The sequence below is a fragment of the Massilia sp. NP310 genome (genome assembly GCF_019443485.1).
GTDB classification, from domain to species: Bacteria; Pseudomonadota; Gammaproteobacteria; order Burkholderiales; family Burkholderiaceae_D; genus Telluria; species Telluria timonae.
In genome coordinates this window covers 1,460,254-1,481,582 of record NZ_CP080379.1, presented here as the reverse complement: position 1 = coordinate 1,481,582, position 21,329 = coordinate 1,460,254, and the positions used below count along the sequence as shown (strand labels likewise).

At 66.7% G+C, this 21,329-nt stretch carries 14 protein-coding genes; 6 read left to right on the top strand and 8 right to left on the bottom strand.

Features of this window, described 5'->3' with window-relative positions:
- Window positions 1–4 precede the first annotated feature (4 nt).
- Both KY496_RS06555 and KY496_RS06550 read right to left on the bottom strand, forming a co-directional pair.
- Window positions 5–1,225, bottom strand: coding sequence for a DUF4861 family protein (locus KY496_RS06555; RefSeq protein ID WP_005670418.1), 1,221 nt, complete (start codon window positions 1,223–1,225; stop codon window positions 5–7).
- A gap of 10 nt (window positions 1,226–1,235) precedes the next feature.
- Window positions 1,236–3,110 (bottom strand): rhamnogalacturonan lyase, encoded by a 1,875-nt coding sequence (locus KY496_RS06550; RefSeq protein ID WP_229520451.1) that lies wholly within the window; start codon window positions 3,108–3,110, stop codon window positions 1,236–1,238.
- Between the two features lie 262 nt (window positions 3,111–3,372).
- On the opposite strand from KY496_RS06550, the gene lldD reads away from it, so the two are divergent.
- On the top strand, window positions 3,373–4,506 hold the full coding sequence (gene lldD, locus KY496_RS06545; protein WP_005670423.1) for an FMN-dependent L-lactate dehydrogenase LldD: 1,134 nt from the start codon (window positions 3,373–3,375) through the stop codon (window positions 4,504–4,506).
- Window positions 4,507–4,524: 18 nt separating this feature from the next.
- Here the strand turns inward: lldD and xerC are convergent, their stop codons facing one another.
- The 5 genes from xerC to KY496_RS06520 all read right to left on the bottom strand — a co-directional run bounded on the left by xerC (window position 4,525) and on the right by KY496_RS06520 (window position 10,817).
- Entirely contained in the window at window positions 4,525–5,517 is a 993-nt protein-coding gene (gene xerC, locus KY496_RS06540) for a tyrosine recombinase XerC (protein ID WP_219864276.1), read from the bottom strand.
- 239 nt (window positions 5,518–5,756) lie between these two features.
- Complete coding sequence (locus KY496_RS06535) at window positions 5,757–7,208, bottom strand: MFS transporter (RefSeq protein ID WP_219864275.1); 1,452 nt, start codon at window positions 7,206–7,208, stop codon at window positions 5,757–5,759.
- Window positions 7,209–7,256: 48 nt separating this feature from the next.
- Window positions 7,257–7,853, bottom strand: coding sequence for a TetR/AcrR family transcriptional regulator (locus tag KY496_RS06530; protein ID WP_005670428.1), 597 nt, complete (start codon window positions 7,851–7,853; stop codon window positions 7,257–7,259).
- Between the two features lie 103 nt (window positions 7,854–7,956).
- Window positions 7,957–9,798 carry a DEAD/DEAH box helicase gene (locus tag KY496_RS06525; protein WP_219864274.1) on the bottom strand — a complete coding sequence of 614 codons (1,842 nt, stop codon included), beginning with the start codon at window positions 9,796–9,798 and terminating at the stop codon, window positions 7,957–7,959.
- A gap of 74 nt (window positions 9,799–9,872) precedes the next feature.
- Complete coding sequence (locus KY496_RS06520) at window positions 9,873–10,817, bottom strand: alpha/beta hydrolase (protein ID WP_229520450.1); 945 nt, start codon at window positions 10,815–10,817, stop codon at window positions 9,873–9,875.
- 259 nt (window positions 10,818–11,076) lie between these two features.
- Between KY496_RS06520 and KY496_RS06515 the strand changes: the two genes are divergently transcribed.
- Window positions 11,077–13,275, top strand: coding sequence for an OsmC domain/YcaO domain-containing protein (locus tag KY496_RS06515; RefSeq protein WP_219864272.1), 2,199 nt, complete (start codon window positions 11,077–11,079; stop codon window positions 13,273–13,275).
- A gap of 56 nt (window positions 13,276–13,331) precedes the next feature.
- Here the strand turns inward: KY496_RS06515 and KY496_RS06510 are convergent, their stop codons facing one another.
- Window positions 13,332–14,300, bottom strand: a complete 969-nt coding sequence (locus KY496_RS06510) for an IS1595 family transposase (RefSeq protein ID WP_219864271.1) — start codon at window positions 14,298–14,300, stop codon at window positions 13,332–13,334.
- 159 nt (window positions 14,301–14,459) lie between these two features.
- On the opposite strand from KY496_RS06510, the gene KY496_RS06505 reads away from it, so the two are divergent.
- The 4 genes from KY496_RS06505 to KY496_RS06490 all read left to right on the top strand — a co-directional run bounded on the left by KY496_RS06505 (window position 14,460) and on the right by KY496_RS06490 (window position 21,329).
- Window positions 14,460–16,061 (top strand): NAD(P)/FAD-dependent oxidoreductase, encoded by a 1,602-nt coding sequence (locus KY496_RS06505; protein ID WP_219864270.1) that lies wholly within the window; start codon window positions 14,460–14,462, stop codon window positions 16,059–16,061.
- Window positions 16,062–16,487: 426 nt separating this feature from the next.
- A complete protein-coding gene (locus tag KY496_RS06500) occupies window positions 16,488–18,608 on the top strand; it encodes a TonB-dependent receptor (protein WP_219864269.1) in 2,121 nt (706 codons plus the stop codon).
- Between the two features lie 11 nt (window positions 18,609–18,619).
- Window positions 18,620–20,458: a glycoside hydrolase family 2 protein gene (locus KY496_RS06495; protein ID WP_219864268.1), complete on the top strand. Its 1,839-nt coding sequence runs from the start codon at window positions 18,620–18,622 to the stop codon at window positions 20,456–20,458.
- Window positions 20,459–20,606: 148 nt separating this feature from the next.
- Complete coding sequence (locus KY496_RS06490; RefSeq protein WP_184235823.1) at window positions 20,607–21,329, top strand: GntR family transcriptional regulator; 723 nt, start codon at window positions 20,607–20,609, stop codon at window positions 21,327–21,329.

Below are 21,329 nucleotides of genomic sequence, written 5' to 3'. Positions count from 1 at the left end.
GCTGTCAGCGTCCCGCGGCCAGGCTCACGCTCACCGGCGAACGCAGGCGCAGCGCCTCGTCGGCGACCTGCTGCTGCCACTGCGCCTGGGTCGCGAACGGGCTGCCGCGGGTCCAGGCGGCCCCGACATAGTAGCGCAGGGGCTGGCCCGATGTGACCGGCGCCGTCACCAGGCCGTTGCGCGCGTCGGCGGCGAAGCCCGAGGCCGACGGCACGATCACCGCCACGCCGAAGTCGCCGAAGCTGCGCTGGGTGACCCATTGCACCAGGCTGCCTTCCGCCTTGTTCTGGGCGAAGTCGACTTTGACTTCCTGGCCCTTGTCGCTCGGGTTCTTGTGCAGCCCGACGGCGGCGTCGAGCGTGGCCGGGCCGCTGAAGGTGAAGGTGCTGTCGATGCGGTCGAACCAGCGCCCGGCGTCGACCGTGAAGCGCTTGACCTCGGACACCTTGGCGCCGCCCGCGTCCCAGGCGTCGTAGTGCAGTTCGAACACGGTGCGGATCGGGCCGTTGGCCAGGATCCGCCACTCGCGGTAGTTGGCGCCGACGTGGAGCTGCTTGCCGTCCCAGATGCCGGTGCCGCCGGCGCCGCGGGTGGGGCCGACGTTGTACATGTCGATGCCTTCGCCCTGGTCGACGTGGTAGTGGTCGTGGCCGATGTTGTACCAGCGGTCGACGATCGGATACGGCACCCGCTTGAACCAGATATCGAGGCCGCTGGTGACCAGCACTTCCTTGTCGCTGCCGGGCGGCGCCGGCGCCTTGAGCGCCGGGCCATAGGCGCGGTGCGCCAGCTTGTCGTTTTCCCAGGCGAAGTCGTCGAGCCGCTCCTGCACGAAGCGCGCATAGGTCTTGGGCGGGAAGGGCGGCACGGTGGCCCCGGCCTTCTCGATGCTGAAGGTGGCCGATTTCTCGCCCGCCTTGAAGTCGTACTGGAACAGCAGCTCGCCATAGGCGGCGCCGATCATCTGCGGGTCCTTGGCGGTGGCCGCGACATTGGTCACCTGATAGGCCAGGGTGCGGCCGGCCCCGTCCTTGATCACGAGCTGCTGCGATCGGGCCTGCGGCAGGGCCTCGTTGATTCTAGCCCAGGGAATCGAGATCGTTTCGGCCGGCCGGGCGATGTCCAGCGCATGGCTGGCGGTCACGCTCAGGCGATCAAAGGCGCGGGCGTCGAAGGTGAGCAGGGTGGCGAGGGCGGCGAGGGGAAGGGAAAGGCGAACAGTCATGTCAAGGGCGTTATCTGGATTGATCGGAAACCTGCAGCGGCAGCGTCATGCCTTCGCCGAGGAAGAAGCTGGGATGGGGCGGCTGGTTGTAGGCGGCATTCTGCGCCGCCACCTGCACCCGGTACTGGGTGTCGTGCATCAGGGTCGGGATGCGGTGCCGGGTCGGCGCCGTGGTGGAGAACACCAGCAGCGCCGCGTCGTCGGCGCTGCGCCAGACCACTTCTTCGCGCCAGTCGCCGAACAGGTCGGCCGACAGCACGGGATTGGCCTTGGTGCCGTTGATCGAGGCCGCGCCATGCTTCGCCCCGTCGAGGAGCGGCTCGAGGCGCTGCGCCTGTGGGTTCCATTTTTCGATCCGGGTGCCGTCGAGCGACTCGCGCAGCAGGTCGCCATCCCACCACAGGCCGAAGTTGAAGGCGCGCGGGCGCACGGGCGAAATCTGCACGCCGGCAGCGTTCACCAGGCCGCCGGCCGGATTGTTGATGCCGCCGATCGCGGCCCAGCACTCGTTGCCCGGATGCGCGGGATCGATGTCCATGCAGATGCCGCGTCCCACGTCGATGCTGCTGGCGATGCCCCACAAGACCTTGCCGGTGGCGGCGTCGTGCATCTCGGCGCCGTGGCCCTTGTAGCAAGAGGGCGACTCATGCACCATGAATACCTGCAGGCCCGGCCGGCTCGGGTCGTGCTTGCCGACGTGCAGGGCGTCGCCGTGGCACAGGCCGGTGCTGTACATCAGCGCGCCGTCGCTCCTGATGGTGGCGGCGCCGTAGACGATGTCGTCGCGGCCGTCGCCGTCGGCGTCAACCACGGCCATCCAGTGCGCGCCCTGGCCGGCGGCGGCCGTGTTGGCGGGCAGGTCGCTGTCGAACACCCAGCGCCGGGTGAGCTTGTTGTCGCGCCAGTCCCAGGCCGCCAGCACGGCGCGGGTATAGTAGCCGCGCGCGAACACGGCGCTCGGACGCGCGCCGTCGAGATAGGCCACGCCGCCCAGGAAGCGGTCGACCCGGTTGCCGTGCGCATCTCCCCAGGCCGCGACGTCGCCGCGCGGCGGCGCGTAGTCGGTGCTGGCCAGGGCGGCGCCGGTGCGGCCGTCGAACACGGTCAGGAATTCCGGGCCGGCCAGGATGTAGCCGTCCTTGTTGCGGTGGTCCGCCGCCGGGTCGCCGATGGCCTTGCCGGCGCCGTCGACGGCGCCGTCGGCGGTCTTGGCCATCAGTTCGGCGCGGCCGTCGCCGTCGAAGTCGAAGGCGAGATAGGTCGTGTAGTGGGCGCCGGCGCGGATGTTCCTGCCCAGGTCGATGCGCCACATGAACGTGCCGTCCAGGCGGTAGGCATCGATGAAGGTCGAACCCGTGTAGCCGCGATGGGCGTTGTCGTGGGCGTTGCTCGGCTGCCACTTGACCAGCAATTCGTAGACGCCGTCGCCATCGAGGTCGGCGGCGGAACCGTCGTTCACGCCATAGGTATAGGCCTCGCCATCCGGGGTGTCGCCTCCAGCGGGTTTGCGCAAGGGGACGGTCTTGAACGGCTGCGGCCAGGTGGCGCCGGCGCGCCCGTCGACGGCGCTTTCGACCCCCTTGCTGACGGCACGTACGCTGTAGGCCGCGCTGGCGGAGGCGCCCGCATCGACGAAGTTGGTCGCGGTCAGCGGCGTGGTATTGATGCGCACGCCGTCGCGGTACAGGTTGAAGGTGGTGGCCGGGTCTTCCGGGCCGAGCGCGCGCCAGCTGACGAAATTGCCCGCGCCGGTGTGGATCGCGACGACGCCGCGATCGAGCGGCTCGAGCTGGCGGCCCGGGGTGGCGCAGGCGGCGCAGGCCAGCGCCAGCAGCGCGAGGGCCGCGCCGCGTTTCAGTTTCTGGTAAGGGGGAATGGATGCCATCGTTGTCCTGGTCTGCGTCCTGGTCTGCGCCCTGATCTGGTCAAGGCTTGCCCGGCCGAGTATTCATTTTCCGTTCGGGAAGTGTCAACGGGCGGGCGGCCTTGCGGTCCATTTAATCAGGCGCTTGAGCGTTTGCCCTGCATGTCAATACGGCGTGCGCGCTCAGGACGCTGATTATCCCGGGCCCCTGGATGGACGAGGATGCGCGCGACGGCGTAGACTGCGGATTCGATCCGCTCATCTGCTCATCCAGTATCCGTACATGATCATTTCGTCCGCCACCGACTTCCGCCAGGCCGCGCGCCGCCGGCTGCCACCCTTCCTGTTCCACTACCTCGACGGCGGCGCGGGCGCCGAGCAGACCCTGCGCAGCAACGTCGACGACCTGCAGGCGATCAGGCTGCGCCAGCGCGTGCTGCGCGGCTCCGAGCAGCTCGATTTGAACGTGCAGTGGTTCGGCGAAGGCTATTCGCTGCCGATCGCGCTGGCGCCGGTCGGCCTGACCGGCATGTACGCCCGGCGCGGCGAGGTGCAGGCGGTGCGCGCCGCCTGCCACCGCAACATCCCGTTCATCCAGTCGACCGTCTCGGTGTGCCCGCTGGCCGAGGTGGCGGCCCAGGCCGCGCACCCGATCTGGTTCCAGCTGTACGTGCTCAAGGACCGCGGCTTCATGCGCGACGTGATGCGCCGCGCATGGGATCTCGGCTCGCGCACCCTGGTGTTCACGGTCGACATGCCGGTGCCCGGCGCGCGCTACCGCGACGCCCACAGCGGCATGAGCGGGCCGAACGCGCCGCTGCGGCGCATGCTGCAGGCCGTGCTGCATCCGCGCTGGGCCTGGGACGTGGGGCTGTTCGGCCGTCCGCACGACCTGGGCAACATCACGGCCTATCGCGGCAGCGCCACCGGCCTGGCCGACTACATCGGCTGGCTCGGCGCCAATTTCGACCCCGGCATCGCCTGGCCCGACCTGCAATGGATCCGCGACGAGTGGCGGGGCAAGCTGGTCATCAAGGGCATCCTCGATCCGGAAGATGCGCGCGATGCGCTGGCCTTCGGCGCCGACGGCATCGTGGTGTCGAACCATGGCGGCCGCCAGCTCGATGGCGCGCCGTCGAGCGCTTCGGTGCTGCCGGCCATCGCGGCCGAGGTCAAGGGACGGATGACGATCTTCGCCGACGGCGGCGTGCGCACCGGGACCGATGTGTTCCGCATGCTGGCGCTGGGGGCGGACGGCGTCCTGCTGGGGCGCGCCTTCGTCTATGCGCTGGCCACGCAAGGCCAGGCCGGGGTCGAGCGCCTGCTGCAGATCATGGAAAAGGACTTGCGCACCAATATGGTCCTGACCGGCGTGCGCAAGGTAGACGAGATCGGGCCGCACCTGCTGGCGGCCTGACCTTGCTTCAGGCTCCGCTCACTCTTGCGGATCGGGGCGCACGCGCGTGAGCTGGTAGTCGGCGGCGGAACGTTCGAGCGCCAGGCCCAGCACGTCCTTCAGCTCGTCCGGGCTCGCGCCCGCGTCCAGCTGGCGCTTGGCGAAGGTGTTGCGCAAGGTGCGCCCGCCGGAGCGCGACAAGTCCATGCCGGCCCGTTCGAAGGTGGCCCGCATCTGCATGTACACGGTTTTCCTGGTTATCCTGGCGCCGGTCAGGTTGGCCGGGAACACGAATTCGCCCGGGATCGCCATCGCTTCGCGTTCCTCCATCCACGCGCGCAGCTCGTCGGCGCCTGCGCGGGGGAGGGCGACCTCGTGTTCGTGGCTGGTGTCGTGCTTTTCCTCCGGGGTGATCGTCAGCACGATCGCCCCGTCGATCGACGCCTGGCGTCCGACTTCCGTGGTCAGGAGGCCGACCGCTTCCGATACCTTCAGTCCCGCCAGGGCGATGACGACCTGCATGGCGCGGTCGCGCCGGCGTTTCCAGCCATCGAAAGGCGTGTTGCGCCGCCGCCGCGGCGCCTCGGCCGGCAGCGCGGCGAAAAAGCGCTGCAGCTGGTCTTCCGACAGGGTGCGCCCGGCCTCGTCCTTCGCCATGTGGGCGCGGTCGATGCCGAGGATCGCCTCCTGCGCCGGATTGGGCAAGACCCCGAGGTGTTCGTAGCAGCGTTCCAGCAGGCGCAGGTAGCGGTAGGCGATCTTGCTGTTCAGGACGCGCTTGCCCTTGACCGTGCGGCCGATGAAGCGCAACAGGTCGGCCTTCGACACCCTGGAGAAGGTGAGTCCCTGTTCCTGCAGCCAGCCGGCCAGGTTGTTGAACATGAAGAGATAGATCTTTGCCGACTCGGCCGACAGCACCCGCAGCGTGCCGTCGGCGCGCTGGCGCCGGCCGGTTTCGGCAAAGGCCGTGGTCGATATGAATGCCTTGAAGGATTTGACCGGGTCGGCGTCCCATGAAGTGGCGGTGTGCATGGCAAGACGGGTTGGGTGGAGATGACGTCACCATATCATAAAACGTAACTAACCAACATAGGACAACCACTCAGACGAATCAGCTAACGCTGACGACTACGGAAAAGTTAACACTACCCAACAAGGCTTGCAGGAAAGGAGGGACCTGTGGACGCTCCATGCGCAGAGAAGGCGGTTCTGACGCTCCTGAGATGGCGCCACGTGGGCGCCGTCAAGAAAAGGCGCGGATGTCGGCGGCCTTACGCACCGCTGGTCCGGCCTGTCACGATCGGGGCGACGCTCGCCTGGCGCGCCGGCGTCGCGCCCAGCACCGCGCCGAGGCCGAGACAACAGGCGATGCACAGGATGGCGACGGTGAAGGCGTCCGTGATCGCCGCCGGGTCGTCATGCACGCCGCGGACGGTGTAGAAGACGCCGCCGATCAGCGCCACGCTGAGCGCAGTGCCGACTTGCAGGGTCGAACTTGCGACGCCGGCGATCATCCCGGCATGGACGGGCGCCACGCGGCCGGTGATCATCCGCATCAGCGACGGCAGCGCCAGCCCCTGGCCGCAGCCGATGACGAAGAGCAGGGCGGCCAGCGTCGCCCCCGCCGGAGCGACACCCACCGGCGTCGCCGCCACCAGCGCGGCCAGGCCGACAAAGCCCGCTGTCAGCAATGCCATGCCGACCGGATTGAGCCACTCGCCCAGGAGGCGCCTGCCGAACGGCGTTGCCAGGGGCCCGAGCAGGTAGCCGAGGCCGAACGGCAGGAAGACCAGGCCGGCGTCCAGGGCGCTCACGTGCAGCGCGTTCTGCAGATAGACCGAGAACAGCAGGAAAAAGGCGGCAAGCGCATAGAACAGTAAGGCGATCGCCAGCGCGCGTCGCATGCCCGGTGCGCGCAGCGCGGTGGGATCGACCAGCGGCGCGCCGCCTGCGCGGACGAGCGCGCTTTGGTAGCGCCAGAAGCACCATGCCAGCAAGGGCCCGGCGCACAGACACAGCCAGGACCACCAGGGCCAGCCCGCCTCCCGGCCTTCGATCAGCGGCACGATCAGGGCGCCCAGTGCGAGCACCGACAGCGCCGTGCCGCCCGGATCCAGCCGGCTCGAGCGCGGCGCCCGCGTTTCCTTCAGCAAGGGCAGGCCGAATGCCAGGACCAGGATCGCCACCGGCAGGTTGACGAGGAAGATCATGCGCCAGCCCATACCGAACAGGTCCAGTGCAATCAGGATGCCGCCCAGCGCCTGTCCGATAACGGAGGCCAGGCCGAACACGGCGCCGTACAGGCCGAGGGCGCGCGGCTTCTCGGCTTCCGGGAAGATCGCATGGACCGACGCGAGCGCCTGCGGCGCCATGATGGCGGCCGTCACCCCCTGCAAGGCGCGCCCGGCGATCAGCGCCGCCGGCGACCAGGCCAGGCCGCACAGCAGCGATGCGGCGGCGAAGCCGGCCAGCCCGAAGAGGAAGATCCGGCCACGGCCGAACAGATCGCCCAGGCGTCCGCCGCTGATCAGGGCGACCGCATACAGCGCGGCGTAGGATGAAATGACGAGCTGCTCGGCCGAGGCCGAGGCGCCCAGTTCGGACTGGATCGACGGCAGCGCCACGTTGACGATGAAAAAGTCCAGCGGCGGCAGGAAGGAACCGACCAGCAGGACGGCGAAGATCGCCCAGCGGCGCGGTTCGGGTAAGGTCGTGTGAGTCATCGGATCCCCCTTACGGAACCAATCGGTTCCAAAGTAGACAAAAAAAATTCAGTCGAGAAGACGCATGCCGGTGTCGACGATTGCGACCATCTCCGCTTCGGGAACGCCGGTCTTTCCCAGCACGCGCATGCCCTGGATCTGGCAGACAAGAAAATGGGCCAGCACCTGCGGGTCGCGTGGCGCGATCTCGCCGCTCGCCTGGCCGCGCGCGATCGCCTGCGCATACAGTTGCTGCAGGCGGCGGAACATGCGGCCGGTGCGTTCGGCGATGTCCGGGTCGTGCGTGCCGACCTCGGTGGCCATCGCCACGATCAGGCATCCGCGCCGCCCGGCATCGCCTGAGGAGAGATCAGCAAGGCGCATCAGCGAAGCGCGGATCGCTTCCCTGGCGGAGCCCTGGCGGGAGAGGAGGTCGGCGGTGGCTTGCAGCCCTTTGTCCATGTACAGGTCGAGCGCGGCCAGCAGCAAGCCCTTCTTGTCGCCGAACGCCTTGTACAGGCTGCCGCGCGACAGGCCCGTGCCCTCGATCAGGTCGGGCAGGGAAGCCCCTTCGTAACCCCGGTCCCAGAACACGTTCATCGCGTCGCGCGCGGCGACATCCAGTTCGAATTCGCGGGGGCGACCGAGGCCGCTATGATTTGTCATCGATAATCCTGAGGTGCTGGTCAATATGTGAACCGATCGGTTCCTATATTAGCACCGCGCGCAAGAAGAATGCAACCGTGGGAGCTGCACGGCTCAACGACGCTCAGAGCGCGCGCAAAACACCCATCGCCCCCGACATTTTTTCCGACAGCAGGGAGGTGTCGCTATGCGTCATGACCAGTTCCTGCGTGGCGCGGGTCATCGCCACATACAGCAGCCGCGCCTCGTCGCGGTCATCCTCGCCCTCCCTGGCCGGCGCGCCGATGCCGGGGATGCAGACGAGCGGGAATTCAAGCCCTTTGCTGCTGTGCATGGTGATCAGTTTCACGCTATCGTGTTCCGGGACAAACGAGCCCTTGCGATCCTGCTGCCACTGGAAGGGGATGCCCTTGTGCGCCAGGGCGTCGACGAGCAGCTTGCCGATGCCGTAGCGGCGGTAGACGACCGCCATGTCGTTCCATGGCATTCCCAGGCGATTGGCTTCGGCCAGGCGATCGGCCAGGAACGCGGCCTCGTCCTTCAGCGTCGGCAAGGTAATGAGCAGGGGCTTCGGGCCGCGGCGCCCGGCGCTCATCGGCAGCACGGTCGGCGCTTGGTCCTCCTCGGCATCGCTTGGCGCCAGCAGGTTGTCGGCGAAGGCGCGCGCCACCGCCAGGATTTCGGCCGTATTGCGGTAGTTCAGCTTCAGGATGGTGGTGCGGCCCTTGGCCTGGATGCCGACGCTGGAAAACGAAAACCGCGGCTTCTTGCGGTCGCCATAGATCGACTGGGCGTCGTCGTACAGCACCAGCAGCGAGTTCGAGTCCGGGTGGACCATCTGGACCACGAGCTTGAACCATTCCGGCTTGAAGTCGTGGCCCTCGTCGACCAGCACGGCGTCGTACTGCCCCGACGGGATCAGCTTCTGGTCGACCGAGCGGATCACGCGTTCCACACAGGCTTCGAAGAAGGCGTTGGCATCGCCGTCGTTGACCGGCTTGCCCGCGTGATAGGCGTCGAGCTGGCGCACGCACCAGGCATGGAAGGTGGCCACGTGGACCTTGTCCTGCAAGCCTTTCGCCGCCATCACGCTGGCCAGCTTGGTCGCCAGCGTCTTGTTATAGCACAGCACCAGGATCGGTCGCGTCGAGGATTTCGCCAGGTGTTCGGCCCGGTAACCAAGGATCAGCGTCTTGCCCGAACCGGCGACGCCGTGGATGACGCGGTGCCCTTCGCCCAGGCTGCGCGCCAGCTGCTCCTGCTGCAGGTCCATCACGCGCAGGACGTCGGGCAGTTCGACCGTCATCTGGCCCGGTTCGTCGAACGCATCCGGCTGGGGTGGAATACGCACCTCAGGAAAGATGTGCCAGCGGATGCGATCGATCTGTGGCAACGTCAATTTCATCGTGAACTTGATGGGGAACATCTGCCACAGCCGCTGCTGGAAGGCTTCCGCGTCCACGGATTCGGTCATCTCGTCCTGGCAGATGACGAGGTGGGCCGGCAGGACGCCGCCCAGCTCGGCCTTGTCGAACTGCTTGCGGCTGATATTGGTCAGCACCACACCATGGCCATAGGGGAAGAACGGCTTGCCTTTCAGCGAGCCGCTCGGCCAGATCAGTTGCGGGTCGCGTTCGAGCTTGTTGAGAACGGCGAACATGTACTGACGCGCCTGTTCCAGGGGATTCTGCACGTGCTTGATGCCGTCGCCCGCCAGGATCGCGACGGCCTGCTTGTCGATGCTGCGGATCGTGTCGAGGCGCCAGTCCTTGACCTCCAGCACCAGCAGGCCGCGGTGTGGATGGAATACGACGAAATCGGGATGCTGGGTGCGATCGCCGATCGAGACGTCGTACCAGCACAGGTAATCGTCTTCCAGCTTGTCTTCCAGACGGGCCGCCAGGCGGCGCTCCCCTGGCGTCATGCGCGAGGCGCAGGCGCCGATCGAAGGTATCAGCGTTGCCATGTGCGCTCCTTGTTTCACTCAGAGAATCATTTTACCCGACGCCCTGAACACGAAAACTCGCCAATCTCCACCGCCTATTTCGCCCGGTCCAGCAAGCCACGCGCCTGCAACCACTCCTCGGCGCGCCGCGGCCACGCCGATGCGGTGCCCAGACTGGGCCGCATGCCCATGCCATGCTCGCCATGCTCGAACACATACATTTCGGCGGGCACCTTGGCGCGCGTGAGCGCCTGGTAGAACAGGATGCTGTTCTCGACCGGTACGGCGGCATCGGCCTGGGTATGGATCAGCAAGGTCGGCGGCGTGCGCGCCGTGACCTGGCGCGCGACCGACATCAGCTCCACGTCCGCCGCGCTCGGCGACGCTCCTAGCAGGGCGTTGCGCGAGCCCATGTGCGCCGCCGGTCCTTCGAGCGCGATCACCGGGTACATCAGCACCAGGAAGTCGGGCCGCGCGCTGACTGCGTCGAGCGGGGCGCCGGTGCGTCCGAGCGGATGGTCGAACAGGGTGCCCGCGCTGGCGGCGAGGTGGCCGCCGGCCGAGCTGCCCATCACGCCGATGCGCTCCGGCCGCAGCTTGTACTGGGCTGCCTGCGAGCGCACCAGGCGCACCGCGCGCAGCACGTCCTGCAGCGGCGCCGGATGGCCGAATTCCCGCATGCGGTACTTGAGCACGAAGGCGGTCACGCCCAGGCTCGACAGCCAGCGCGCATACTGTTCGCCTTCGCGCTCGATGGCCAGGCGTTCGTAGCCGCCGCCGGGACAGATCACGACGGCGCTGCCGTTGGCGCGGTCGACCGCGGCAAGATAGACGGTGAGGGTGGGCTCGGAAACCCGGCTGATCCTGCCGTCGACATAGCGTTCCGGCTCCAGTCCGGCGCGGGCGCCGGGCACGCCCTCGGGCCAGAGCGGGATCGTGGCGGGCGCCGGTGGCCAGCCTTCTACCGATGCAGGCGCGGCTGAAAGCGCGGCCCCCGATGTGGATGCGGCCAGCATGGCGGCCCCGACCTGTTTCAACATGCGTCTCCGTGTCGTGTGCATGGTTATCCTTGATTATTATTATCCTTATAGTAACCCAGTGACGGCTGAGCAAGCACTGGAATGAACCATCCGGCCGGGGGCGACGCAGCGCCTGCGTGTTAAAATACGCGCCTATCCTTGGCAGTAGCGGATCGAGCGAAGTGAGACGCTCCACGAGAAATTCGGTACTGTAATAAGCGACCATGAGCCCTGTCCCGACAGGGCTTTGTATTTTTTCCCACCGTATCTGGATTTTTCCATGGAAATTAAAGTCAACTTCCTCGACAAGCTTCGCCTGGAAGCCAAGTTCGACGATTTCACCGTCATCGCCGACCAGCCCATCCGCTACAAGGGCGATGGATCGGCGCCGGGGCCTTTCGATTACTTCCTGGCCTCGTCCGCCCTGTGCGCGGCGTATTTCGTGAAGTTGTACTGCAATACCCGGAATATCCCGACCGAGAATATCCGCCTGTCGCAAAACAATATCGTCGACCCGGAAAACCGTTACCAGCAGATCTTCAAGATCCAGGTCGAGCTCCCGGCCGATATTTCCGACAAGGACCGCCAGGGCATCCTGCGCTCGATCGAGCGCTGCACGGTGAAGAAAGTCGTCCAGGCCGGCCCCGAATTCGTGATCGAGGAAGTGGCCAACCTGGACGCCGACGCCCAGGCCCTGCTGACCCTGCAGCCGGACGCGCAATCGCGTACCTACATCCCGGGCAAGGACCTGCCGCTGGAACAGACCATCGCCAATATGTCGGGCATGCTGGCCAGCTGGGGCATCAAGATCGAGATCGCGTCGTGGCGCAATATCGTGCCCAATGTATGGTCGCTGCATATCCGCGACGCGCATTCGCCGATGTGCTTCACCAACGGCAAGGGCGCGACCAAGGAAAGCGCGCTGGCGTCAGCCCTGGGCGAATACATCGAACGCCTGAACAACAACCACTTCTACGCCGGCGTGTTCTGGGGCGAGGACATCGCCAACGCCGACTTCGTGCATTATCCGAACGAGCGCTGGTTCAAGCCCGGCCCGGACGATGCGCTGCCGGAAGGGATCCTCGACGAATACAGCCTGTCGTTCTACGATCCCGATGGCGAATTGCGCGGCTCGCACCTGATCGACACCAATTCGGGCAATGTGGAGCGCGGCATCGTCGCGCTGCCCTTCGTGCGCCATTCGGACGGCGAGGTCGTGTACTTCCCGTCGAACCTGGTCGAGAACCTATATGCCAGCAATGGCATGAGCGCCGGTAACACGCTGGCCGAAGCGCAGGTGCAGTGCCTGTCCGAGATCTTCGAACGCGCCGTCAAGCGCGAGATCCTGGAAGGCGAGATGGCCTTGCCCGACGTGCCGCAAGAAGTGCTGGCCAAATACCCGGGCATCGTGGCCGGCATCAAGGGCCTGGAAGAGCAGGGCTTCCCGGTGCTGGTCAAGGATGCCTCGCTGGGCGGCCAATACCCGGTGATGTGCGTGACCCTGATGAACCCGCGCACCGGCGGCGTCTTCGCGTCCTTCGGCGCCCACCCGAATTTCGAGGTGGCGCTGGAACGCAGCCTGACCGAATTGCTGCAGGGCCGCAGCTTCGAAGGCCTGAACGACCTGCCGCGGCCGACCTTCGCCAGCGAAGCCGTGACCGAGCCGTATAACTTCGTCGAGCACTTCATCGATTCGAGCGGCGTCGTGTCGTGGCGCTTCTTCAGCGCCAAATCGGATTACGATTTCGTCGAGTGGGACTTCAGCGCCCAGGGCGACAACGCCAACGCCGAGGAAGCCGCGACCCTGCTCGCCATCCTCGAAGAGATGGGCAAGGAAGTCTACACCGCCGTCTACGACCAGCTGGGCGCGGTGGCCTGCCGTATCCTGGTGCCCGATTATTCCGAGGTTTATCCGGTCGAAGACCTGATCTGGGATAACACGAATAAATCGCTGCTGTTCCGTTCCGATATCCTCAACCTGCACCGCCTGGACGACGACAGCCTGGCGGCGCTCCTTGAGCGCCTGGAAAACAATGAACTGGACGAGTATTCCGATATCGCCAGCCTGATCGGCATCGAGTTCGACGAAAACACCGACTGGGGCCAGCTGACGGTGCTCGAGCTGCGCCTGTTGATCAACCTCGCGCTGAAGCGTTTCGAGGACGCGCACGAACTGGTCGGCGCCTTCCTGCAGTACAACGACAACACCGTCGAGCGCGGCCTGTTCTACCAGGCGCTGAACGTGGTGCTCGAGGTGGTGCTGGACGACGAGATGGCACTCGACGACTACGTCGTCAACTTCCGCCGCATGTTCGGCGACACGCGGATGGATGCGGTGCTGGGCTCGGTCGACGGCAGCATACGCTTCTACGGCTTGAGCCCGACCAGCATGCAGCTCGAAGGGCTCGATCGCCACCACCGCCTGATCGACAGCTACCGCAAGCTGCACGCGGCGCGCGCCAAGGCGGCAGCCAAGTAAGACCAGCATGATCCAGCCCCTGTCCGCAGGGGCTTTTTTTTTGGGCGCTGTCACCGTTATCTGTTGATGACCCCGAATGCTAGACGCAGCAATTGCTCGACAGAAGTAACTCGCCCGCCATCGCGCGCCCAGTGCCAGCCCAGATAATTGGGAAGCCGGTGCGACGCCACGCCATGGAAGCGCGCCAGCCATTCCTTGAAGCGCCGATGGTAGGCGTTCACATGCTGGACATGGATGGCGCCCTCGGCGCCGTTGCGGACCCGCTCGCCGGCACTGAGGTTGACCGCCTGGTGCGCGATGCCATGGGCAAGGGCGAAGGCGGGATAGGCGGCGTTGGCGTCGGTAACCAGCAGCGCCTGGGGATCGAGTTTCGGCAGCAGGTGTTTGACCAGCTGGGCGACCTTCAGGGCGCCGCGTCCGGTGACGGCATCGATGGTCTGGCCGCTGCGGTCGCGCGCCACCAGGATGCAGTCGAGATGACGCGAAATGCCACGGAGGGCAGCTGTGCCGCCGCGTTTGCGCGGTTTGCGATCGAGCTTGCGTGAACCTTTCTGCGATTCGAGCAGGAATGTCTCGTCGGCTTCGACGATGCCCGAGAGGCGCGCCGGCCGGTCGTCTTTGACCCGGTGAAGAAAGCGATGACGCCAGCGAAACGTCGTGTTGGGATGTACGCCGACAAGCTTGGCCGCAGATCTGACCGTGCGGGAATCGAGTACCGTGTCCAGATAATCGAGCCACTTGCCCTTGTGCCTGAGCCGCGCCAGCGGCGTGCCGGTCAGGTCGTTGAAAGTGCGGCCGCACGCACAACAGCGAAAGCGTTGCAGGTCGTTGGCCTGGCCGTGCCGGTGGCAATGCTCGCAGCCACAATCCGGGCAGCGCCGCCCCGGCGATCGGATTTCGCCGATGAGGGCGATTATCCGGTCGAGCCCGGCTGCCGGATGCAGGGCGGCGAGTATCTGCCGGCGCTGCGGCTGGTTCAGCAGCGGTAGCTGGGCGAACAGCTTCGCAAACTTCGGCGCTTTCATGGCGCGCTCCCGAGCGATGACCACGGGGGATTGGACCGCGAATTAGCTCAGCAGTTCAATACTCATCCATATCTAACGGTTACAGCACCTTTTTTTGCCTTCAAGCCATTCCCTCGCTAGAATTGTCGTGTTCGCTTGCACTCTCCGGGGAGACGCCAGATGCGCGACGCAATCATCATCGGCGCCGGCCATAACGGCCTGGCCTGCGCCTGGTACCTGGCCCGCGCCGGCTTGAAGGTGACGCTGCTCGAGCGGCGCGGCGTCGTCGGCGGCGCCGCGGTCACCGAGGAATTCCATCCCGGCTTTCGCAACTCCGTGGCCGCCTACACCGTCTCGCTGCTCAACCCCAAGGTGATCCGCGACATGGAACTGGGCCGGCACGGCCTGCGCATCGTCGAACGACCGCTGTCCAACTTCCTCCCATTCGAGGATGGCCGCTACCTGAAGGTCGGCGCCGGGCGGACCGCTCTTGAAGTGGCCAAGTTCTCGCAGCGCGACGCCGCCCGCCTGGACGACTACCACCGGCACCTGGACGACGCGGCCGACCTGCTGCGCGAGCTGGTGCTGCAGACGCCGCCGAACCGCGTCGAGGGCGGCTGGCTCGCTGCGCTGCCCGAACTGCTCAAGGCCGGCCGCATCGGCAACCGCATGCGCAAGCTGTCTCTCGCAAGCCAGCGCGAGCTGCTGGACCTGTTCACCAAGTCGGCCGGCGACGTCCTGGACGGCTGGTTCGAGAGCGATCCGATCAAGGCCGCCTATGGTTTCGACAGCGTGGTGGGCAACTACGCCAGTCCCTACACCCCCGGGTCGGCCTATGTGCTGCTGCACCACGTGTTCGGCGAGGTCAATGGAAAAAAGGGCGCCTGGGGCCACGCGATCGGCGGCATGGGCGCCATCACCCAGGCGATGGCGAAGGCGGTGCAGTCCCTCGGCGTCGAGATCCGCACCGGCTGCGGGGTGGCCGAAGTCGTGCTGCGCAAGGGCCGCGCCAGCGGCGTCGTCACGAATGAAGGCGAGCGCTTCGATGCGCGCGCCGTCGTGTCGAATCTCAATCCGCGCCTGCTGTATACCCGGCTGGTCGACCCTGGCGCGCTGCCGGCCGACTTCCTGCGTCGCATGGAAGGATGGCGCTGCGGTTCGGGCACCTTCCGCATGAACGTCGCGCTGTCCGAACTGCCGGACTTTCGCTGCCTGCCGGGCAAGGAGATGGCCGAACACCATGGCAGCGGCATCATCATCGCACCCAGCCTGCATTACATGGAGCGCGCCTACCACGACGCGCGCGCCGCGGGCTGGTCGCAGGCGCCGATCGTCGAACTCCTGATCCCGTCGACGCTCGACCCGACCCTGGCCCCGCCGGGGCAGCACGTGGCGAGCCTGTTCTGCCAGCACGTCGCGCCGAACCTCCCCGATGGCGCGAGCTGGGACGATCACCGCGAGCGGGTGGCCGACCTCATGATCGACACCGTCGACCGCCATGCGCCGAACTTCCGGCGCGCGGTGCTGGGCCGCCAGATCATGAGCCCGCTCGACCTGGAGCGCACTTTCGGCCTGGTCGGCGGCGACATCTTCCACGGCGCGCTGGGACTCGACCAGCTGTTCTCGGCGCGCCCGATGCTGGGCCATGCCGACTACCGCGGTCCCGTGCCCGGCCTGTACACCTGCGGGTCGGGCGCCCATCCCGGCGGCGGCGTGACCGGCGCGCCGGGCCACAACGCCGCGCGTGAGATCCTGCGCGACTTCAGGCAGCGGGCCGACTAGGCAGCTCAACCCAGGGCGCTTCGATCAACTTGGTGACTAAACCCGCCAGGCCGTTGTGCATGGTGGGTTGGAATCCTAATATATCACCGCAGTCGGCCGATCGGATTCTCTGAGGTAACCCTAGTCCGCTGCTGTCTCTTTGCTGGCTCGCCCGGTGCGAGCCAGTCCTTTTGAGATTCCCGATGGATGGCCGCGTGAGCTGAAATACTAGTCGATCACGCCGCTAGCAGCACGCATTCCACAATTATTATCAGGAGACACAATGAGTTTTCCATCCCCGCGCCGCCGCTCGGCGTTGACCGCGATCGCCCACGCCGCGGCCCTGCTGGCCGCCGGCGCCATGACCGCACAGGCCCAGGATTCCGGCGCGCAGTCGTCGGAAGGCCTGCAAGTGGTGACGGTGACGGCGCAAAGCGCCCGCAGGCGATGCAGGACGTGCCGGTCGCGGTCAGCACCGTGGACGAGCGCGCGATCGAGAACCAGCAGATCGTCGGTTTCTCGGACCTGACCCGCGTGGCTCCGGCCCTGACCATCAACGAAAACCCCAACAACAACAATATCGCGCTGCGCGGCATCGGCACCTTCGCCTTCAGCATCGGCATCGAATCGGCGGTCTCGGTGATCATCGACGACGTGCCCGTGATCCAGCAGTTGCAGGCGTTTTCGAACCTGAGCGACATCGCGCGCGTCGAGGTGCTGCGCGGCCCGCAGGGCACGCTGTTCGGCAAGAACTCGTCGGCCGGCGTCATCAACATCGTCACCAAGGAATCGAGCGAGGAGCGCGAAGGCCATGCCCAGGTCACCGTGACCAGCGACGGCGAGAAGCGCCTGGAAACCGGCATCTCGGGCCCGGTCAGCGACAAGCTGGGTTATCGCCTGAACGCCTACACAGGCAACCGCGAGGGCGACGTCACCAACCTCGAGTCGGGCGCCAGGCTGAACGGCGAACGCAGCAAGGGCGCGCGCCTGCGCCTCGACTTCAAGCCCGCCACGAGCCTCGACGGCCGCCTGATCGCCGACTACAACAAGCGCCGCATCGAAGGCCCGGTCACGACCTTCCTGTCGGTGCCGCCGGGCGCAAGCCTGCGCGGCGTGGCGCCGATCGGCCCGGCCCTGGTCGGCGTCACGCCGGGTCCGGACAACCGCGACGTGCGCATGGACGATCCGGGCTTCGCCGAGCACGAGTCGCGCAGCATCGCCGGCACCCTGAACTGGAAGCTGGACAACCATACCATCACCTCGGTGACCACCTGGCAGGACTGGCAGTTCGACTTCCTGGCCGACTTCGACGGCACCAATCTCGACCAGCTCGGTCCGCAATCGAACGGCCGCTTCCACGGCGGCGTCACCGCCGGCGGCCCATACCGCTCGCGCATGTCGACCCAGGAGCTGCGCCTGACCTCGAACGGCGACGGCGCGCTTACTTATCTCGGCGGCCTGTATTACGCCGATTCGCGCACCGAGCGCACCTATGTGCGCGGCCCGGTCTCGAACCTGGCCGACTGGGAGGCGCGCTCCGGCAACCAGACCGCCGCCGCCTTCGCCCAGGCCGAATACCGGATCACGCCCGCCACCCGGCTCAGCACCGGCCTGCGCTTCAACCGCGAAACGATCGAGGTCGACTTCACCAACCGCCTGCCGGCGGTGCCGGCCAGTTTCGACGGCCGCAGCCGTGACGACGCCACCACCGGCAAGGTCGCCCTGCAGCACGACCTGGCCAGGGACGTGATGGTCTACGGTTCCTTCGCCACCGGCTACAAGGGCGCCGGCTACGACGTCTCGACCGGCTTCAACGGGGCGCGCGTGCGGCTGCCGGTGGCGCCCGAGACGTCCGACTCGTGGGAGCTGGGCATGAAGAGCCGGTTCTTCCGCAACCGCCTGCAGCTCAACGCCACCGTGTTCCACACCGACTACGAGGACTTCCAGGCCCAGTCGCGCCGCCTCGATCCGCTCACCCAGGCGTATGAAAACGTCGTCACCAACGTCGGCGAACTGCGCACCCGCGGCCTGGAGCTGGAAGTGCAGGCCAAGCCGATCAACACGCTGCTGCTCGAAGCCTCGGTGGCCTGGGTCGACGCGACGATCAAGAAGTTCCCGAACACGAACTGCTATCCGGGCCAGACCGCGGCCGAGGGATGCGTCCTGATCGACGGCGTGCCGCTGCAAGACCTGTCAGGCAAGCGCCTGTCGAACGCGCCGCGCACCAAGCTCAACCTGGGCGCGACCTACAACTTCGCCGTAGGGGAGAGCGGCTACAGCGGGATCGCCAACATCAATGGCCAGTACCAGTCGAGCGTGAACTACGACCTGGCCGCCAATCCGCTGGCCGAGCAGAAGGGCTATGGCACCGTCAACGGCAGCATCGCCTTCTTCAATCCCGCGCAGGACGTGAAGCTGACCTTCTACGTCAACAACCTGTTCGACAAGAGCTATGCCAGCTTCGTCGGCGACAATTACAACGTGTTCGGCAACGTCCACGTGCTGACCCAGACCTTGCCGCGCAACTCCGACCGCTACTTCGGCGTGCGCATGAAAGTCGATTTCTGAGATCCACAGACATGAAAAAACTCATCACGGCATTCTGCTTATTCCTTGGCGCGCTGGCCTGCCAGCCGGCGCTGGCGCAAGCAGACACCCTGCGGCCCGCCTTCCTGCTCACCGGCGCGCTGCACCGCGACAGCCAGGACCTGTCCGGCCAGTGGACCTACTCGAAAGACCTGTACCGCACCGGCCTCACCGACATCAACGGCTGGGTGGCCAAGTCGCGCATGCAGCGCGCGCGCGACGTCGACGTCGCCGCCGTCGAAGCCAAGGGCGGGGTCGACTTCTACGAGTTCGACATGGACCGCGGCCCGCTCATCAATGTGCCCGGCGCCTGGAACGCGGCGGCGGCCGAGCTGCGCTACTACGATGGCCTGATCTGGTTCCAGCGCAAGTTCGATGCGCGCCCAGGCGCAGGCAAGCGCGCCTTCCTGCGCTTCGAGGCGGTCAACTACCGCGCCTACGTCTACCTCAACGGCAAGGAAGTGGGGCGTCACGAGGGCGGCTTCACGCCCTTCGTCCTGGAGGTGACCGAGGCCCTGCGCGCCGGCGAGAACCGGCTGGTGGTCGGGGTCGATTCGAGCCACGACGCCCAGTCGATACCGACGTCGATCACCGATTGGGACCTGTATGGCGGCATCACGCGCAAGGTCAGCCTGGTGACGACGCCGGCGACCTTCATCGACGATGCGACCTTGAGTCTGCGTCCGGATGGCCGCATCGCCGGCGAAGTGCGGCTGCAGGGACCGCAGGCGGCGCACCAGGCGGTGACGGTGGCGATCGGCGCGCTCGGCACGGCGCGCGCCACCACCGACGCCAACGGCCGCGCGCTGCTCGACCTGCCGGCGCCGAAGGGCCTGGAGCGCTGGACGCCCGAGAAACCGACGCTGTACGACGTGCGCTTTTCCGCCAACGGCGACCAGGTGCGCGACCGCATGGGCTTTCGCACCATCGCCGTCAAGGGCAACCAGATCCTCCTGAACGGAAAGCCGCTGTTCTTGCGCGGCATCTCACTGCACGAGGAGGAGTTCGGCCCGAACCCGGCGCGAAATATGACCGAGCAGGCGTCGCGCGCGCTGCTGCACGAAATCAAGCACGGCCTGAACGGCAACTATGTGCGCCTGTCGCACTATCCGCACTCCGAGACCACGGTGCGCCTGGCCGACGAAATGGGCTTGCTGGTGTGGAGCGAGATCCCGGTCTACTGGACCGTCGACTGGGACAACCCGGCCGTGCTGCGCAAGGCGCTCGTGATGCAGGCCGAGACCATCTACCGCGACCGCAACCGGGCCTCGGTGATCCTGTGGAGCGTCGGGAACGAGACGCCGGTGTCGCCCTCGCGCACGCGCTTCCACGGCGCCATGGCCGACAATGTGCGCGCGCTCGATCCGACCCGGCTTGTGAGCGCCGCGCTGCTGGTCGAGCGCAAGGGCGACGTGCTGGAGATCCAGGACTCGCTGATCGACAAGCTCGACGTGCTGGCGGTGAACGTGTATGCCGGCTGGTACGGTCCCGACACGCTGGACGGCATCGCGAACCTGCGCTGGGACGTCCCCGGCGAGCGTCCGCTGATCCTGTCCGAATTCGGCGCCGACGCGCTGGCGGGGCACCGCGGCCAGGGGCTTAGGAAGTTCAGCGAGGAATACCAGGCCGAGTACTACCGCAAGACGCTGGCCATGGCCGAGGGCATCCCGACGCTGCGCGGCCTGTCGCCCTGGATCCTGAAGGACTTCCGCTCGCCGCGGCGCGAACACCCGGTGTTCCAGAACGGCTGGAACCGCAAGGGCATCCTGTCCGAGACCGGCGTGCGCAAGCAGGCCTTCGACGTGCTGGCCGACTACTACCGCCGCAAATGAGCATCCACGCCGTGGCCACCGGCCACGCGCTTCGCTCATGATCTTGATTGATTGGCATAGGGCGCGGACAGCGGGCCGCCGATGGTGAACAATAGGGCACTGGAACATTGATATACCAGCGGCCCGCAGCGCCAGGAGAGACAAGGACATGAACCCCGCCGACGACAGCTTCCACCTCGACCGCTCGCGCAATGCGACCATCCAGGTGTTCGAGCATCTGCGCGAACTGATCGTCAGCTTGGCCATCAAGCCGGGCACGGTGCTGGCGCGGCCCCAGCTGTGCGACTACTACAAACTGTCGGCCAGCCCGGTGCGCGAGGCGCTGCTGCGCCTGGAAGAAGAGCACCTGGTCGACATCTACCCGCAGCACCAGACGCGGGTGCGCCGCATCGACCTGGCCCAGGCCAGGCAGGCGCACTTCTTGCGGCTGTCGGTGGAGCTCGAAATGGTGCAGGTGCTGGCCCAGGACGCCGACCCGGTCCTGGCGCGCACCCTCGCCGGGCTGGTCGAGCGCCAGCGCGCCAGCCTGGATTCGGGCGACCTGGGCACGTTCACCCAGGTCGACATGGAATTTCACCGCTGCCTGTACCACGCCGCGGCGGTGCCGGACCTGTGGTCCATGATGCGTAGCCGCAGCGGCAACCTGGACCGCCTGCGGCGCCTGCACCTGCCGCTCAATGGCAAGGCGCAGTCGATCCTCGACGAACACGGCGCGATCGCCCAGGCCATCGCGCGCGGCGACGCGCAGGCGGCCCAGCAGATGGTGCGCAGGCACCTGTCGGGAACGCTCAGCGCGATCGACGCGCTACGCACGCGCTATCCCGACCTGCTGCTGCCGCTCGACTACGGCGCGCCGGCGCTGGCCGCCTGA